Genomic DNA, 15,758 nt, shown 5'->3' on the forward strand with positions numbered 1-15,758 from the left:
CCGCCCGTCCCACCCGCTCCGCCGATAAGACCCAGCCCACCGGCGCCGCCGGCCCCGCCGCTCGACATCAGCAGGCCCGCGTTGCCGCCGGCGCCACCGACACCGCCGGTATTCACGCCGTCGCCGCCGCTACCCCCCGTCCCGCCGCTGCCGAACATCAGGCCCGCCTTGCCGCCGGCCCCGCCGACTCCGCCGGTCTATTGGGGTGCGGTGGGATCGGCGGAGCCGGTGGCTACGGCAACTTCGACCTCAGCGGCGGAATCGGCGGGGCAGGCGGAGCCGGCGGCAGGGGCGGTCAGCTGATGGGCATCGGCGGCGCCGGAGGGGCCGGCGGTCAAGGCGACGTCACCGGCGGCGATGGTGGAAATGGGGGCGATGCCGTCCTCGTCGGCAACGGCGGCAACGGCGGCAATCCCGGTATCGGCCCGACACCCGCTGCCGGCGGTAAACGCGGAACCGGCGGCGGCGGTGGCCTACTGCTTGGCCTGAACGGCATCGACGGCTTGCCGTAACTCGGGTGGCACGCGCTCTTGGCGTCGAGCGTGCACGGGTGGATTCGCCCGTGCATCCAGGGCGGCGAAATCGCGGAAACCCAACCCTCAATGCACACCCCCGGGAGCAAAGCACCCGGCACATGAGTCCATTGACTAGTTGATCGGTCAATTGGACATTGACGGTGCATGTCGCACCTCCTGGGGCTCAGGCGGATCCGGGGGCTGGCGGTCGGGCAACGGCGGGACCGGTGGTAGTGGCGGCAAAGCCGGTTTGCTCTCGTCCGATGGCGGCGCCGGCGGTACCGGCGGCCCGGCGTTCTTCGGCAATGGCGGCGCGGGTGGACATGACGGCGACGCCGGCCTGCTCGGCAGCGGCGGGCCCGGTGGCGCCGGCGGCCAAGGTCTCACCTTCGGCAGTCTCGGCGGAGGCGGCGGCAACGCGGTCGTGATCGGGAATGGCGGCAGCGCAGGCCACGGGGGCAGCGCCGGCCGACCCACAGGCTTGGCCGGGACGGCGGGCGCGCCCGGTCTCTGGTTCGGCAACACCGGCTGAACGAGAAATCCCGAGGACGGCGACCGACCCCTCGACGGTCGCTTCCCCGGATCGGACAAACGCGACCCGTTCGCACCCCCGACAATCCGGGCGGCCAAAAGTTACCTGGACCGAAGTGGCGTGCGCAACTCACCCGGCCGTGTCCGCCGCGCTCAATCCTCAAATCCAACCGGTTCAATCGAATAGCATTGTGCCGCAACAAAATTGATGTCCCGATACCCCGCCGCGTCTAGGCGATCTAGCCCGATCAGTAAACTGCGCGTATGAGCCACGACTGGCTGCTCGTGGAGACGCTGGGGGATGAACCGGCAGTGGTAGCGCAGGGACGGCAGCTAAAGAACCTCGTTCCGATCAACACGTTCCTGCGCCGCAGTCCGTATCTCGCGGCCGTCCGAACGGCGATCGCCGAATCGCTGGCCACCGGCCAGAGTTTGACCAGCATCACCCCGAAAAGCGATCGCGTCATCCGCACCGAACCAGTGGTGATGTCTGACGGTCGCATGCACGGCGTGCACGTGTGGACCGGGCCCGCGGACGCAGAACCGCCGGAGCGGCCGACACCCGGCCCGCTGAAGTGGGACCTGACCCTGGGCGTGGCCACCGACACCCGCGAGTCGCTGGCCAACAGCGGCAAGAACCCCGAAGTCGAGGTCACCTACGGCAGAGCCTTCGCCGAGGATCTGCCGTCACGCGAACTCAACCCGAACGAAACCAAAGTCCTAGCCATGGCGGTCAAGGCAGAGCCGGGACAAACATTGTGCAGCACTTGGGATCTCACCGATTGGCAGGGAAACCCGATCCGGATAGGTTTCACCGCGCGCAGCGCCCTGGAACCGGGACCCGACGGTCGCGACCATCTGGTTGCGCGGGCAATAAACTGGCGCGCCGAGCGCAAGGGGCCGGCAGTGACCGTCGACGATCTGGCCCAGCGGATCCTCAACGGCCTGGCACAGGCCGGGGTGCATCGAGCCCTTGTCGACCTCAACACGTGGACCCTACTGAAGTGGCTTGATGAGCCGTGTTCCTTTTACGACTGGCGTGGCGGCGAAGGAAAACCGCGGGTGCATCCCGACGACGAGCAGTTAGTCGCTTCCATGACAACGGAATTCGCCAATGGAGCCACTAGCCGGGTGCTACGGCTACCCGGGCTCGACACCGATTGGGTGCCGGTGCATGTCACGGTCAACCGGGTGGAATTGGAACCGGATACCTTCGCCGGACTCATCTCGCTGCGCTTGCCCACCGAGGAAGAACTCGCAGAATGCGCCGCGCGCACGTCCTCGTCGACCGAAAAACGTTGACCTGCCCCGATAGCTGGCACATCGCGCTACCGTGTGATTCGCAGCGGGAGGTGCCAGATGTCGTTTGTAGTCGCAGCTCCGGAGGCGCTGGCAGCGGCGGCCGCGGATTTGTCGGACCTTGGTTGGGTGCTCAGCGCCGTCAATGCGGCTGCGGCAACGTCAACCACCTCACTAACGGTTGCGGCAGCCGACGAGGTCTCGGCCGCGGTCGCAGCCGTGTTCGGGTCCTACGCCCAGGCCTATCAACGACTCAGCGCCCAAGCGGCAGGATTTCATAGCCAGGTGGTGCGGGCGTTGACGACGGCCGCGGGTACCTATACCGCCGCCGAGGCCACCAATGTCCTCGACCTCGTCAACGCCCAGACCCGCGCGCTGTTGGGTCGCCCGCTGATCGGCAACGGCGCCAACGGCGGGGCGGGCACCGGCGCGGACGGCGAACCGGGCGGCATCCTGATCGGCAACGGCGGGGCGGGCGGCTCGGGCGCGTTGGGCGGCAGAGGCGGCAACGGTGGTGCCGCAGGCCTGCTCGGGACCGGCGGCGCCGGTGGCACCGGCGGAGCCGGCCTGCCGGATAACCCCGGCGGCGTTGGCGGCAACGGCGGTGCGGGCTGGTTGTTCGGCAACGGTGGCGCCGGTGGCGCCGGCGGCACCGGGGTGGTCGACGGCGGATCCGGCGGGATGGGCGGGGCCGGCGGGTTATTCGGCAACGGCGGCGCCGGCGGCGTCGGCGGCGCGAGCCGGACCGCCCCCGGTGGTGCCGGCGGGGCCGGCGGCAGCGCCGGCACCATCGGCAGCGGCGCAAACGGCGGCAACGGCGGCGCCGGCGGCGCCGGTATCAACAACGGAAAAGGCGGCGCCGGGGGCAACGGCGGCAACGCCAACGCCAGCGGCGGTCAGGCCGGAAACGGTGGCAACGGCGGCGCGGGCGGAACTGGCATCTTCAACGGCGGCATCGGCGGCGACGGCGGGGCCGGCGGCAATACCGGCACCATCGGCTCGCCCGCCACCGCCGGTAACGGCGGCGACGGCGGCGACGGCACCAAAGGCGCGAGCGGCGGGAACGGTGGCCGCGGCGGAAACGCCTTCAATGGCGGAAGCGCGGGGCACGGCGGCAACGGCGGAGCCGGCGGCAACGGCGTCGCAAACACCGACCAGCTCGACGGCGGAGCCGGGGGTGCCGGTGGAGCCGGCGGCAACGGCGCCGCCCATGGTGACGGCGGCAACGGCGGGGCCGGCGGTAACGGTGCCGGTGGCGGCGTCGGTGGGGCCGGTGGCAGCGGCGGCAATGCCGGCACCAACGGCAACGGTGGAAACGGCGGGTCCGGCGGACAAGGCTCGGCGGCTCCGGCTGCCCACAATCCCACGCCGCTGCCCCCCTCCACCCAGACCCCGGCGCAGGGCGGTACCCCTGGCGCGAACGCCGGTGCACCCAACGGCATCGACGGTGGCGACGGCGGCCCCGGCGACAAGGGCGGCACGGCGCAGCCCGGCGGCGCTGGCGGCGGAGCCGGCAGCGGCAGCATCATCCACAATTCCAACGGCGGCAACGGCGGCCGCGGCGGCGACGGCGGCCCCACCGATGGCAACGTTGCTGCCGCCGGCGGCGCCGGCGGCGGTGGTGGCGACGGCCACTTCGGCGGCAACGGCGGGAAGGCCGGCGCCGGCGGCACCGGCGGCAGCGGCGGAGGCAGCGGGGGCGATGGCGGTCAAGGCGGTCCCGGCGGTTTCACCGGCGGCAGCGGCGGCGCCGGCGGCACTGGTGGCGACGGCGGTACCGGCGGCGGCGTTGGCGGCAACGGCGGCGGCGGTGGTGCCGGCGGTGGCGACAACACCGGCGCCGGCGGCGGTAAAGGCGGCAACGGCGGCAACGGCGGCTTCGGCGGCGGGGCCGGCGGTAACGGCGGCCAAGGTGGCGACGCCTACCAAAACGGCGACTTCGGCGGGACCGGCGGATCCGGCGGCAACGGAGGCACCGGGGTTTCAGGCAGCACCGGTGGGGCCGGTGGAGCCGGCGGCGCTGGTGGAGCCGGCGGGACGGTGAGCGGCAACGGCGGCAATGGCGGAACCGGTGGCACCGGGGCCAGCGGTGGCACTGGTGCCGTCGGCGGCTTCGGCGGCAACGGGGGCAACGGCGGCAGCAGCAGCCAGATCTCCGTCGGCGGCGAAGGCGGTAACGGCGGCACCGGCGGCCAGGGCGGGGGCGGCGGCGCCGGCGGGGCCGGCGGCACCGGCGGGGCCGCGACACACGGTCTCGGCGGGGCGGGAGGCGCCGGTGGTGGCGGAGGCACCGGCGGCACCGGAGGTACCGGCGGCCACGGCGGCAACGGCGGCAGCGCCGCCCCCGGCGCTGCCGGGGGCACCGTGGGCAGCGGCGGGGTCGGTGGCACCGGCGGAAACGGCGGGACTGGTGGCGCAGCCGGGGCCGGCGGGGCCGGCGGCGTCGGCGGCACCGGCACCGGCCTGACGGGCCTGTCGGGCGCGACCGGCAGCACGGGTACCAAGGGCTCGACGGGCACTGGCGGCTCACCCGGAACCTGACGGTGAGCTATCGCGCGGCTAGCTCGTCGGCATCGAGTGTGCGTCCTGGGCGAAAAATCGCAGCGTTTGGCCCAAGACGGGCACACTCAAAACCCTACGTGCACAGTCGAATCCAGCGCAGCGATCGCGCTCCTAGACGCGGGCCGCTAGGCCCAATGCTTAGGCCTCGAGCTCCCGCGCCACCGCCTTGACGACCTCTGAGATCTGCCGGGCCGTCTTGCGATCGGGATACCGCCCCTTGCGCAACTCCGGCTGTACCGTGCTTTCCAGCAGCGTGATCATGTCTTCGACCATGCCGTGCAACTCGTCGGGAGTGTGCTTGTGCTCGGCCGGCGCCTCGCGGCGCGGGCGGGACAGCGACTTGGACAAGCTGGGCGGCGGATCAATCAGCTTGAGGCTCAAGGCCTGTGGTCCACGCCGTCCGGAAGCCACGCCGAACTCCACGCGCTGACCCGCTTTGAGCCCTTCGACACCCGCGGGCAACGCCGAGGAGCGGACGTAGACGTCCTCGCCGTCCTCCTGCGACAGGAAGCCGAACCCCTTTTCGGAGTCGTACCACTTCACCTTGCCAGTCGGCACTGGTCTCACCTGCTTGTCTAACGGGTCATCGGGGGCAACAGAAGACGCGCCCCGCCTGCGCAGGACGCGATGACGATCTCAGATCCTACTCGGCTGGCCAACAACCAGGCATCCCAGTTGATCGGTTACTCGGTACGCTGGCATTACCGCTGGAGGAGATATGCGCCTAGTCCTGAACATTATCTGGCTGGTATTCGGTGGCCTCTGGTTGGCCCTCGGATACCTGGTCGCCGCGCTCGTCTGCTTCCTGCTCATCGTCACCATCCCGTTCGGCTTCGCAGCACTGCGCATCGCCTCATACGCCTTGTGGCCGTTTGGCCGCACAATCGTCGAAAAGCCAAGCGCCGGGGCAGGTGCCGTGATCGGCAACGTCATCTGGATACTGCTGTTCGGGCTCTGGCTTGCGATCGGGCACCTGGTGAGCGCGGCGGCAATGGCCGTCACCATCATCGGTATTCCGCTGGCGCTGGCTAACCTCAAACTGATCCCGGTGTCGCTGGTACCGCTGGGCAAAGAGATCGTCCCCGCCGGCTCGCCGGCCCGTCCCGAACGGGTGCCCGCATGACACTGACTGCGCTGGGGTTGCCGACGGTACGCAACCGGCGGATCCCGCTGCAGGGTGCACCGTCCGATGGCCCGCTGCTGGACACCTTCGGCCGGGCCGCTAAGGACCTGCGCGTCTCACTGACCGACCGGTGCAACTTGCGGTGCAACTACTGCATGCCCGAACAGGGCCTGGACTGGCTGCCCGGCGAGCAACTACTGCGGCCCGACGAGCTGGCCAGGCTCATACGCATCGCGGTCACCCGGTTCGGCGTCACCAACGTGCGGTTCACCGGCGGCGAGCCGCTGTTGGTCCGCCACCTCGAAGAGGTGATCGCGGCGGCGGCCGCCGTGGCACCCCGGCCGGAAATCTCGCTGACCACCAACGGGGTGGGGCTGGCTCGGCGGGCACCGGCTCTGGCGGCAGCGGGTCTGGACCGGGTCAACGTGTCGCTGGACAGCGTTAACCCCGCCCATTTCGCGGCCATCACCCGCCGCGACCGGCTCGCCGACGTGCTCGCCGGCCTGACCGCCGCCAAGGAGGCCGGCCTGGCGCCAGTCAAGGTGAACGCCGTGCTCGATCCCGCCACCGGTCGCCAGGACGTCGTCGAGCTGTTGAGGTTCTGCCTGGAAAACGGTTACCAATTGCGGGTCATCGAGCAGATGCCGCTGGACGCCGGGCACCAGTGGCGCCGCAACGCCGCGCTGAGCGCCGACGACGTGCTGGCCGCGCTACGCCCACACTTCCGGCTAACGCCAGACCCGGCACCCCGCGGCTCGGCACCGGCCGAACTGTGGCAGGTAGCAGCGGGTCCGGACACACCGAGCGGGAAGGTCGGCATCATCGCCTCGGTGTCGCACGCCTTCTGCTCGACCTGTGACCGCACTCGGCTGACCGCCGACGGACAGATCCGCAGCTGCCTGTTCTCCACCGAGGAGACCGACCTGCGTGGCCTGCTGCGGGGCGGAGCCGATGACGCCGAGATCGAGGCGGCATGGCGGGCCGCCATGTGGAGAAAGCCCGCCGGCCACGGCATCAACGACCCGGATTTCATCCAGCCCGACCGTCCGATGAGCGCCATCGGTGGCTGACGTGGCCGAGCAGACGGACAGAATGCCAGTGACTGTCCGCTATTTCGCGGCAGCCCGCGCGGCCGCTGGCCTCGAATCGGAAACGGTGACGCTGCCTGCCGGCGCAACGGTCGCCGATTTGGTCGACGGGCTGGCCGCCAGGGGCGCAAAGCTTGCGACGGTGTTGAGCCGATGCTCGTATCTCCGCGACGGAATTGCCGTCCGAGACGACGCCGTAGCGTTATCGGCCGGCGACACAGTTGACGTACTCCCCCCCTTCGCGGGTGGCTGAGACCCTGTGAAATATCTCACGTAACGGAACGATAACAACCCGGCCACGCTTCGATTTCGGGTGCTATGAGCTGCGCAAACACTTGCTCCTGCAGGCACTTTGCCCAGTGACCGAGCAGGAAACGCAGCGTTTATGCACAGTGACGAGATCGACAGAAGCCGCTACCTTTCTCGGAAGGCTCGTCAGCCAACCCGAATGACTTGCCTTCCCTGCCTAGCATCACGCCGAGCTCCATCCAGTAGGCGAGGGATTCCGACCGCGGATGGAGGCGGGGGACCCACCAGGTCCACCGACCGGATCGGGGCCGCTTGCGGCTCCTTGGGGTGAAGCCGACGTCGTTCGCCGTTGTACGACGCTGGCCGGGTGACCTCTCTAACCCGAACCCGACAGCTGACCTCGCAGGCGTGTACCGAGAGGAATTTCTGAGCGTATGAGTGGACGTCACCGTAAGCCCACGACTTCGAGCGTCAGCGTCGCCAAGATCGCCTTTACCGGCGCGGTGCTCGGTGGCGGCAGCATCGGCAGCATGGCTCTGGCAGGCCAGGCGAACGCCGCGACCGATGGCGAATGGGACGCTGTCGCCCGCTGCGAATCCGGCGGCAACTGGGCTATCAACACCGGTAACGGCTACTACGGCGGCGTGCAGTTCACCCCTGGCACGTGGGCTTCGCACGGTGGCGGCGAGTTCGCCCCATCCGCCCAGATGGCCACCAGAGAGCAGCAGATCGCCGTCGCCGAGCGTGTGCTCGCGACCCAGGGTCGCGGCGCCTGGCCGGTATGCGGCCACGGGCTGTCCGGCGCGACGCCCCGCGAAGTTCCGGCTCCGGCTGGCCTGAACGGGCCGCTGGACGCGCCTGAGGTCAACGGTGAGCCGGCCCCGCTGGCCGACCCGGCACCGCCGGCGCCCGCTGACCCCGCGCCCGCTGACCCGGCTCCCGGAGTGCAGTTGGTCGGCAACGACATACCCGCTCCCGCTGAGCTTCCCCCTCCGGCCGAGCTTCCGCCTCCGGCCGAGCTTCCGGCTCCCGCCGACGCGTTGCCGCCGGCTCCCGCTGAGCTCCCCCCGCCGGCGGACCTGGCTCCGGCCCCGGCCGACCTGGCTCCGGCTCCGGCCGACCTGCCGCCGGCTCCGGCCGACCTGGCTCCGGCCCCGGCCGACCTGCCGCCGGCTCCGGCCGACCTGCCGCCGGCTCCGGCCGACCTGCCGCCGGCTCCGGCCGACCTGGCTCCGGCTCCGGCCGACCTGCCGCCTGCCCCTCCGGCAGACCTGCCTCCCGCTCCCGCCGATGAGCAGCCCGCTCCGGCCGACCAACAGCCGGCCCCCGGAGTCATCGAGGCCGGGACACAGCTGGCCGATCCCCGGCCGGCCGACGTACCACCGGCCCCGGACGCCGACGCTCCGGTGGAAATTCACCAGGTCTCGACCGTCGCCTACACCAAGAAGTTGTGGGACGCGATCCGGGCGCAGGACGTCAGCGGCAACGACGCGCTCGACGCGCTCGCTCAGCCCTACGCAATCGCCTAGGGCTCAGGCCGAACCCACCCATTCTTCGGACCCGTCTTCGAAGAACTGGTGCTTCCATACCGGAAGCCGCGCCTTCACGGTGTCGACCAAAAGCGCACAGGTGGCGAAGGCTTCCTGCCGATGGTCGGCGGCAACGGCGGCCACCAGGGCAGCGTCCCCGATCTGTAATACGCCGATTCGGTGGCTGGCCGCCACGGCCCGCACCCCGCTGGACTGTTCAGCCACCTCGGCAACGATGTGGGCAAGGACCTGAGCGGCCGAGGGGTGCGCGGAATATTCCAGCTGCAAAACCTGGCGTCCGCCGTCGTGGTCGCGGATCATTCCGACGAATCCCACGACGGCTCCCGCGGATTGATGGCCAACCAGCTCCTCGTGCTCGGCCAAGAAGATCGGCTGCTCGGTCAGCGCGGCGCGCACGACCAGAGTCATCGGCGCCACGCTCCCCCGCAAGCGGGTGGTGCCCCCACGGCATCGTCGCCGGCGCGAGCCATCAGCGCTGGTGATCTTGGCCGGCGAGCTGGTCGAGGGCATGGTCGAGCACACCCTCGAGTACCGCTAGGCCGTCGCGAACCCCACCCTTCGAACCGGGCAGGTTGACGATCAGGGTCCGGCCGGCAACACCACACACACCGCGCGACAGCACCGATGTCGGAACCTTCGGCAAACCGGAGCGGCGAATCTCGTCGGCCAGGCCGGGAACGATGTAGTCCAGCACGGCCACGGTCTGCTCCGGGGTCGTGTCGGTGGGCGAGATACCGGTGCCGCCGGAGGTGATGATTACGTCGACGCCCTCTTCCAGCGCGTCATGCAACGCATCGCCCACCGGATTACCGTCGGCGACAACTCGCGGCTCGGCGGTCGAGAAACCGCGCTGGGAAAGCCATTCAGCGATGATCGGCCCGCACTCGTCGGCGTAGACACCCTCCGATGCCCGGGTCGAGGCGATTACGACGCGAGCCGACCGATTAGTCACTGGCGCACCCAACTTCCGCTGCGACCGCCGTCTTTGCGCAGCACCCGGATGTCATCGATGCGCGCGGCCGGGTCGACCGCTTTGATCATGTCGTAAAGAGTCAGCGCCGCCACGCTCACAGCTGTCAGAGCCTCCATTTCGACGCCGGTTCGATCGGTGCTGCGCACTGTCGCGGTGATCTCGATATCCGACTCGGCGACCGCGAAATCCACGTCAACACCGGTGAGCGCCAACTGATGGCACAGCGGAATGAGGTCGCTGGTGCGTTTGGCCGCCAGGATTCCCGCCACCCGTGCGGTGGCCAGCGCGTCGCCCTTGGGTAGGCCACCGGTCGAGATCAACGACACCACCTCAGCCGACGTACGCAGGGCACCGGCCGCCACCGCGGTGCGCCTGGTCGCTCCCTTGTCGGTGACGTCGACCATGTGCGCGGCCCCCCGCTCGTCCAGGTGCGACAGTGCGCTTGACCTGGCCATGCCCCGGCTACCAGCCGCGAACTGTTACCGGGTGGACGTAAGGCAGGTCCGTCGCGGGCACCGGGAACACTATTTCACCGAAGGGTGACAGCGCACCGGTGCGGTCGGTCGCGAGTTCGCTTACCGCATGGTCATCCGGATCGGTGGTCGGCCATCCGTTGTCCACGTACCTGGTCTTGCGTGCCTTGCCTTCACCATTGTCAGCCACGGGGTCCATTCTGACAGGTCCCGCACCCGCCCGCGGCGTAAGGTTGCGGCCTACGCTGATCAGCAATGACCGAACACACGCCGGATATCCCGCTGGGGTCCTGGCTGGCCGACTTGCCCGACGAGCGGCTGATCCTGCTGTTGGAGCTGCGGCCCGACCTCGCCCAGCCGCCGCCGGGCAGCATCGCTGCGCTCGCCGCGCGCGCCCAGGCCCGGCAATCGGTCAAAGCCGCCACCGATGAACTCGACTTCTTGCGGCTGGCCGTGCTCGATGCCTTGCTCGTGCTGCAGGCCGATACCGAGCCGGTGCCGCTCGCCAAGCTGCTGGCCCTGATCGGCGATCACGCGCCCCAGGCTGACATCGTTGCCGCGCTGGACGACCTCAAGCTGCGTGCCCTGGTGTGGGGCGAGACCGCGGTCCGGGTGGCCGCCGACGCCGCCACGGCGCTGCCCTGGCATGCCGGGCAGGTCACGCTCGAGGATCGGTCGCGATCGGGCGAAGAGATCGCCGCGCTGATCGAGGAACTCGACGAAGCACAGCGCGACGTGCTGGCGAAGTTGCTCGAAGGATCACCCATGGGGCGTACCCGCGACGCGGCACCCGGCGCGGCGCCGGACCGGCCCGTGCCGCGACTGCTGGCGACGGGTCTGCTACGACGCATCGATGCCGAGACGGTGATCTTGCCTCGTCACGTCGGACAGGTGTTGCGCGGCGAGCACCCGGGTCCGCTGCAACTCACAGCGCCCGATCCGGCGGTATCCAGTACCACGCCCGACGACGCCGACGCCGCGGCGGCCGGGGCCGTCATCGATCTGCTGCGCGAGCTCGAAGTGCTGCTCGAAAACCTCAGCGCCGCACCGGTATCCGAGCTGCGCAGCGGCGGGCTGGGAATACGGGAACTCAAGCGGCTAGCCAAGACAACCGGAATCGACGAGCAGCGGCTGGGCCTGATCCTCGAGGTCGCGGCCGCGGCCGGACTGATCGCCAGCGGCATGCCTGATCCCGAACCACTGCACGGCGAGAGCCCGTATTGGGCGCCGACGGCGACCGCCGACCGGCTGACCTCAATGACTCCCGCCGAGCGCTGGTACCTGTTGGCCAGCACCTGGCTGGATCTACCCGGCCGGCCGGCGTTGATCGGCAGTCGCGGACCGGACGCCAAACCCTATGGCGCACTGTCAGATTCATTGTTCTCCACAGCCGCGCCGCTGGATCGCCGGCTGTTGCTGGGCATGCTCGCCGAACTACCGGGCGGCGCAGGTGTGGACGCAACGTCGGCGTCTGCGACGCTGATCTGGCGGCGGCCGCGCTGGGCCCGCCGGCTGCAACCCGATCCCGTCGCCGACTTGCTGAACGAAAGTCACGCGCTGGGCCTGGTGGGTCGCGGGGCGATCAGCAGGCCCGGCCGGGCGCTGCTGGAAGACGGCACAGACCCGGCCGCCGTCGTCGAGTCGATGACGCGGGCACTGCCCAAACCGATTGACCACTTCCTGGTCCAGGCCGACCTGACCGTCGTGGTACCCGGGCCGCTCAATCGCGACCTGGCCGACGACCTCGCCACGGTTGCCACCGTCGAGTCGGCCGGCGCGGCGATGGTGTACCGGGTCAGCGAGCAGTCGATCCGGCATGCGCTTGATATCGGCAAGACTCGCGACTGGATGCACACGCTATTCGCTAAGCATTCTAAAACGCCTGTGCCACAAGGACTTACCTATCTGATCGATGATGTCGCTCGCCGGCACGGGCAGCTTCGGATCGGTATGGCCGCCTCTTTCGTGCGGTGTGAGGATCCGGCCCTGTTGGCCCAGGCCGTGGCATCGCCCGCAGTCGAAGGTCTTGCGCTGCGCGCCCTGGCCCCGACGGTGGCGGTATCTCCCGCGCCGATATCGGAGGTACTCGGCGCGTTGCGTGCCGCCGGATTCTCCCCGGCCGCCGAAGACTCCACCGGCGCCATCGTGGACATCCGGCCCCGCGGCGCACGGGTGCCCGCACCCCAGCAACGGCGCCCCTACCGTCCGCCGTCGCGACCCAACAGCGAGACCCTCAACGCGGTCGTCTCGGTACTGCGCAAGGTGACCGCCGCGCCGTTCGGAAACATCCGTGTCGATCCGGCGGTCGCGATGTCGCTGCTGCAGCGCGCGGCCAAGGATCAGGACACGGTGTTGATCGGCTACCTCGATGCCGCCGGCGTGGCCACCCAGCGGGTGGTATCGCCCATCCTCATCCGGGGCGGCCAGCTCACGGCGTTCGATTCGGCCTCTGGAAAGCTGCGCGAGTTCGCTATCCACCGCATCACGTCGGTGGTGTCGGCCGACGACGGATAATGGGCGGTTATGCGAAAGCAACCTTCATGCGTGCCGGCGACGATGCAGAACGAAGTGATGAGGAGAGCGGCGCTTCATGACTGACGGGCCGTTGATCGTGCAGTCCGACAAGACGGTGCTGCTCGAAGTGGACCACGAGCTATCCGGCGCGGCACGCGCCGCGATTGCGCCGTTCGCCGAGCTGGAACGCGCACCCGAGCACGTGCACACCTACCGCATCACCCCGCTGGCGCTGTGGAACGCCCGCGCGGCCGGCCACGACGCCGAGCAGGTCGTCGATGCGCTGGTCAGCTTCTCCCGCTACGCAGTGCCGCAGCCGCTGCTGGTCGACATCGTCGACACCATGGCCCGCTACGGCCGCCTGCAATTAGTCAAAAGCCCGGTACACGGCCTGACGCTGGTCAGCCTGGATCGCGCGGTGCTCGAAGAAGTGCTGCGCAACAAGAAGATCGCACCCATGCTGGGCGCCCGCATCGATGACGACACCGTCGTCGTGCACCCCAGCGAACGCGGCCGGGTCAAGCAGATGCTGCTCAAAATCGGTTGGCCCGCAGAAGATCTCGCCGGCTACGTGGACGGCGAGGCGCATCCGATCAGCCTCGCCCAGGACGGCTGGCACCTGCGTGACTACCAGCAGATGGCCACCGACTCGTTCTGGGCCGGCGGTTCGGGTGTCGTGGTCCTCCCCTGCGGCGCGGGCAAGACGCTGGTCGGCGCGGCGGCAATGGCGAAAGCCAGTGCGACGACGCTGATCCTGGTCACCAACATCGTGGCCGCGCGCCAATGGAAGCGCGAGCTGGTCGCACGCACCTCGCTGACCGAGGAGGAGATCGGCGAATACTCCGGTGAGCGCAAGGAGATTCGGCCGGTCACCATCTCGACCTATCAGATGATCACTCGCCGCTCCAAGGGCGAGTATCGGCACTTGGAGCTTTTCGACAGCCGCGACTGGGGGCTGATCATCTACGACGAGGTGCACTTGCTGCCTGCACCGGTGTTCCGGATGACCGCCGATCTGCAGTCCAAGCGGCGGCTCGGGTTGACCGCCACCCTGATTCGCGAGGACGGGCGCGAGGGCGACGTGTTCTCCCTGATCGGCCCCAAACGCTATGACGCGCCGTGGAAAGACATTGAGGCGCAAGGCTGGATCGCCCCGGCCGAATGCGTCGAGGTTCGGGTGACGATGACCGACAACGAGCGGATGATGTACGCCACCGCCGAACCCGAAGAGCGCTACCGGCTGTGTTCGACGGTGCACACGAAAATCGCTGTGGTGAAATCAATTCTGGAAAAGCACCCCGGTGAGCAGACTCTGGTGATCGGCGCCTACCTCGATCAGCTTGACGAGCTGGGCGCCGAGCTGAATGCACCGGTGATCCAGGGCGCCACCAAGACCAAAGAACGCGAAGCACTGTTCGACGCCTTCCGTCGCGGCGAGATCACCACGCTGGTGGTGTCCAAGGTGGCCAACTTTTCCATCGACCTGCCGGAAGCCTCTGTGGCGGTTCAGGTTTCGGGCACCTTCGGCTCACGCCAGGAAGAGGCCCAGCGACTCGGGCGGCTGCTGCGACCCAAGTCCGACGGCGGCGGCGCCATCTTCTACTCGGTGGTGGCCCGCGACAGCCTGGACGCCGAATACGCCGCACACCGGCAACGCTTCTTGGCCGAACAGGGCTACGGCTACATCATCCGCGACGCCGACGACCTACTCGGCCCGGCGATTTAGACCGCGCAAGAATCTTCGGACGAATTCCTATCTGTTGGGCGCAATCGCGATAGCGTCTTAGCCCTGGATGGGATAGCGAGCGATTCGGTGTGTGCCTTCGAAGTGGACGAGGTGCGAGTTGTCGTTTGTGATTGCGTCGCCGGAGATGCTGGTGGCGGCGGCATCGGAGTTGGCGGGAATCGGGTCCACCATCGGGGCGGCCAACGCCGCCGCGGCGGCACCGACCACCGCGCTGGTAGCCGCCGCCGGTGATGAGATCTCCGCAGCAGTCGCGGCACTGTTCGGCGGCCACGCGCAGCAGTATCAAGCGTTCAGTAGGCAGGCGGCGGCGTTTCACGAGCAGTTCGTACACACGCTGACCGGCGCCGGGTACACGCTCGCCAGCGCCGAAGCCGCCAACGCGTCCCTGACCGGGTTTGCCGCGGGCGGGGCTGGGTCGCTGCTGGTGGAATCCGTTGCGCAGATCGGCCAGGCCTGGATCAACAGTCCACTGGGCGCGGCGGTCAATCCGGTGCTCAACGCACCCTTCATTGCACTGACCGGACGCGGCCTGATCAGCAACGGCGCCACCGGGGTGCCCGGTGTCAACGGCGGCACCGGCGGAGCTGGCGGCTGGTTGTTCGGCAACGGAGGGACCGGCGCGGCGGCCACGGCCACCACAGCCGCCGGTCGGGGTGGCGATGCCGGGCTCGTGGGCAACGGCGGGCCCGGCGGAGTTGCTCTGGCCAGCTCCGGCGCAGCCGGTGGCGGTGGCGGTAACGGCGGCCTGTTGATGGGTAATGGTGGGCCCGGGGCCCCTGGTGCGCCCTCATTCAACCCCGCCATCGCCGGTGGCCCGGGCGGCCCTGGCGGCAACGCCGGCTGGCTTGGCGCAGGCGGAACCGGCGGTGCCGGCGGAGCTGGCGCTGCCGGGTTCCTCGGCGACAGCGGGCTAGCCGGTGCCATCGGCGGCAGCGGCGGGGGTGGCAGCAACGGCGGCAACGGTGGTGCAGGCGGGTTAGGCGGCGCGCTAGCCGGCAACGGCGGAGCCGGCGGCGTTGGCGGCACCGGCGGAGCCGGCGGGACCGGCGGCCACGGGGGCAACGGCACCAGCGGCAACTACCTCACAGGCAATGGCACCGGCGGGGCGGGTGGCGGCGGCGGTGACGGCGGGAC

15 protein-coding genes, 1 pseudogene and 1 riboswitch are annotated in these 15,758 nt (G+C 69.6%); of the genes and pseudogenes, 11 read left to right on the top strand and 5 right to left on the bottom strand.

Going from position 1 to position 15,758, the window contains the following annotated elements; all coding sequences use genetic code 11:
- The 4 genes and pseudogenes from AWC27_RS31790 to AWC27_RS02805 form a co-directional block, all read left to right on the top strand.
- Positions 1-512 (top strand): annotated as a pseudogene (locus AWC27_RS31790) (hypothetical protein); the annotation flags it as partial.
- A gap of 139 nt (positions 513-651) precedes the next feature.
- The gene (locus AWC27_RS32575; protein ID WP_139836726.1) at positions 652-1,047 is read left to right on the top strand and encodes a hypothetical protein; all 396 of its coding nucleotides are present in this window, start codon (positions 652-654) and stop codon (positions 1,045-1,047) included.
- A 263-nt stretch (positions 1,048-1,310) separates the two neighbouring features.
- Positions 1,311-2,348 (top strand): PAS domain-containing protein, encoded by a 1,038-nt coding sequence (locus AWC27_RS02800; protein ID WP_085669098.1) that lies wholly within the window; start codon positions 1,311-1,313, stop codon positions 2,346-2,348.
- Between the two features lie 57 nt (positions 2,349-2,405).
- Positions 2,406-4,886 carry a PE family protein gene (locus AWC27_RS02805; protein ID WP_085669099.1) on the top strand — a complete coding sequence of 827 codons (2,481 nt, stop codon included), beginning with the start codon at positions 2,406-2,408 and terminating at the stop codon, positions 4,884-4,886.
- Positions 4,887-5,045: 159 nt separating this feature from the next.
- On the opposite strand, the gene AWC27_RS02810 is transcribed toward AWC27_RS02805, so the two are convergent.
- On the bottom strand, positions 5,046-5,465 hold the full coding sequence (locus AWC27_RS02810) for a cold-shock protein (protein ID WP_085669100.1): 420 nt from the start codon (positions 5,463-5,465) through the stop codon (positions 5,046-5,048).
- 160 nt (positions 5,466-5,625) lie between these two features.
- Between AWC27_RS02810 and AWC27_RS02815 the strand changes: the two genes are divergently transcribed.
- The 4 genes from AWC27_RS02815 (at position 5,626) to AWC27_RS02830 (ending at position 8,896) form a co-directional block, all read left to right on the top strand.
- Entirely contained in the window at positions 5,626-6,030 is a 405-nt protein-coding gene (locus AWC27_RS02815) for a YccF domain-containing protein (protein ID WP_083116363.1), read from the top strand.
- Complete coding sequence (gene moaA, locus AWC27_RS02820; protein ID WP_085669101.1) at positions 6,027-7,100, top strand: GTP 3',8-cyclase MoaA; 1,074 nt, start codon at positions 6,027-6,029, stop codon at positions 7,098-7,100. Before AWC27_RS02815 ends, moaA begins: the two co-directional genes overlap by 4 nt.
- A 22-nt stretch (positions 7,101-7,122) precedes the next feature.
- Positions 7,123-7,371: a MoaD/ThiS family protein gene (locus AWC27_RS02825; protein ID WP_085669108.1), complete on the top strand. Its 249-nt coding sequence runs from the start codon at positions 7,123-7,125 to the stop codon at positions 7,369-7,371.
- A 212-nt stretch (positions 7,372-7,583) separates the two neighbouring features.
- Positions 7,584-7,792, top strand: a riboswitch (cyclic di-AMP (ydaO/yuaA leader).
- 9 nt (positions 7,793-7,801) lie between these two features.
- Positions 7,802-8,896 (top strand): transglycosylase family protein, encoded by a 1,095-nt coding sequence (locus AWC27_RS02830; RefSeq protein WP_085669102.1) that lies wholly within the window; start codon positions 7,802-7,804, stop codon positions 8,894-8,896.
- 3 nt (positions 8,897-8,899) lie between these two features.
- Here AWC27_RS02830 and AWC27_RS02835 read toward each other — a convergent pair whose 3' ends face one another.
- The 4 genes from AWC27_RS02835 to AWC27_RS02850 form a co-directional block, all read right to left on the bottom strand.
- Positions 8,900-9,325, bottom strand: coding sequence for a molybdenum cofactor biosynthesis protein MoaE (locus AWC27_RS02835; protein WP_085669109.1), 426 nt, complete (start codon positions 9,323-9,325; stop codon positions 8,900-8,902).
- 61 nt (positions 9,326-9,386) lie between these two features.
- On the bottom strand, positions 9,387-9,869 hold the full coding sequence (locus AWC27_RS02840; protein WP_085669103.1) for a MogA/MoaB family molybdenum cofactor biosynthesis protein: 483 nt from the start codon (positions 9,867-9,869) through the stop codon (positions 9,387-9,389).
- On the bottom strand, positions 9,866-10,345 hold the full coding sequence (gene moaC / locus AWC27_RS02845; RefSeq protein ID WP_085669104.1) for a cyclic pyranopterin monophosphate synthase MoaC: 480 nt from the start codon (positions 10,343-10,345) through the stop codon (positions 9,866-9,868). The genes AWC27_RS02840 and moaC overlap by 4 nt, the downstream gene beginning before the upstream one ends.
- 7 nt (positions 10,346-10,352) lie before the next feature.
- Complete coding sequence (locus AWC27_RS02850; RefSeq protein ID WP_139836727.1) at positions 10,353-10,553, bottom strand: hypothetical protein; 201 nt, start codon at positions 10,551-10,553, stop codon at positions 10,353-10,355.
- A 65-nt stretch (positions 10,554-10,618) separates the two neighbouring features.
- Here AWC27_RS02850 and AWC27_RS02855 point away from each other — a divergent pair, with 65 nt between their 5' ends.
- The 3 genes from AWC27_RS02855 to AWC27_RS02865 all read left to right on the top strand — a co-directional run.
- Entirely contained in the window at positions 10,619-12,877 is a 2,259-nt protein-coding gene (locus tag AWC27_RS02855) for a helicase-associated domain-containing protein (protein ID WP_085669106.1), read from the top strand.
- 76 nt (positions 12,878-12,953) lie between these two features.
- A complete protein-coding gene (locus AWC27_RS02860; protein WP_085669107.1) occupies positions 12,954-14,603 on the top strand; it encodes a DNA repair helicase XPB in 1,650 nt (549 codons plus the stop codon).
- Between the two features lie 118 nt (positions 14,604-14,721).
- Positions 14,722-15,758: PE family protein (locus AWC27_RS02865; protein WP_139836728.1), on the top strand; the 1,037-nt coding region annotated here is incomplete at its 3' end.

Source organism: Mycobacterium szulgai (genome assembly GCF_002116635.1).
GTDB classification, from domain to species: Bacteria; Actinomycetota; Actinomycetes; order Mycobacteriales; family Mycobacteriaceae; genus Mycobacterium; species Mycobacterium szulgai.

Bases quoted from the DNA above. Each gene is read 5' to 3' on its own strand.
- moaC (WP_085669104.1), bottom strand. From the start codon at position 10,345: ATGGCCAGGTCAAGCGCACTGTCGCACCTGGACGAGCGGGGGGCCGCG.
- AWC27_RS02860 (WP_085669107.1), top strand. From the start codon at position 12,954: ATGACTGACGGGCCGTTGATCGTGCAGTCCGACAAGACGGTGCTGCTC.
- AWC27_RS02805 (WP_085669099.1), top strand. From the start codon at position 2,406: ATGTCGTTTGTAGTCGCAGCTCCGGAGGCGCTGGCAGCGGCGGCCGCG.
- AWC27_RS02825 (WP_085669108.1), top strand. From the start codon at position 7,123: ATGCCAGTGACTGTCCGCTATTTCGCGGCAGCCCGCGCGGCCGCTGGC.
- AWC27_RS02830 (WP_085669102.1), top strand. From the start codon at position 7,802: ATGAGTGGACGTCACCGTAAGCCCACGACTTCGAGCGTCAGCGTCGCC.
- moaA (WP_085669101.1), top strand. From the start codon at position 6,027: ATGACACTGACTGCGCTGGGGTTGCCGACGGTACGCAACCGGCGGATC.
- AWC27_RS02835 (WP_085669109.1), bottom strand. From the start codon at position 9,325: ATGACTCTGGTCGTGCGCGCCGCGCTGACCGAGCAGCCGATCTTCTTG.
- AWC27_RS02815 (WP_083116363.1), top strand. From the start codon at position 5,626: ATGCGCCTAGTCCTGAACATTATCTGGCTGGTATTCGGTGGCCTCTGG.
- AWC27_RS02855 (WP_085669106.1), top strand. From the start codon at position 10,619: ATGACCGAACACACGCCGGATATCCCGCTGGGGTCCTGGCTGGCCGAC.
- AWC27_RS02800 (WP_085669098.1), top strand. From the start codon at position 1,311: ATGAGCCACGACTGGCTGCTCGTGGAGACGCTGGGGGATGAACCGGCA.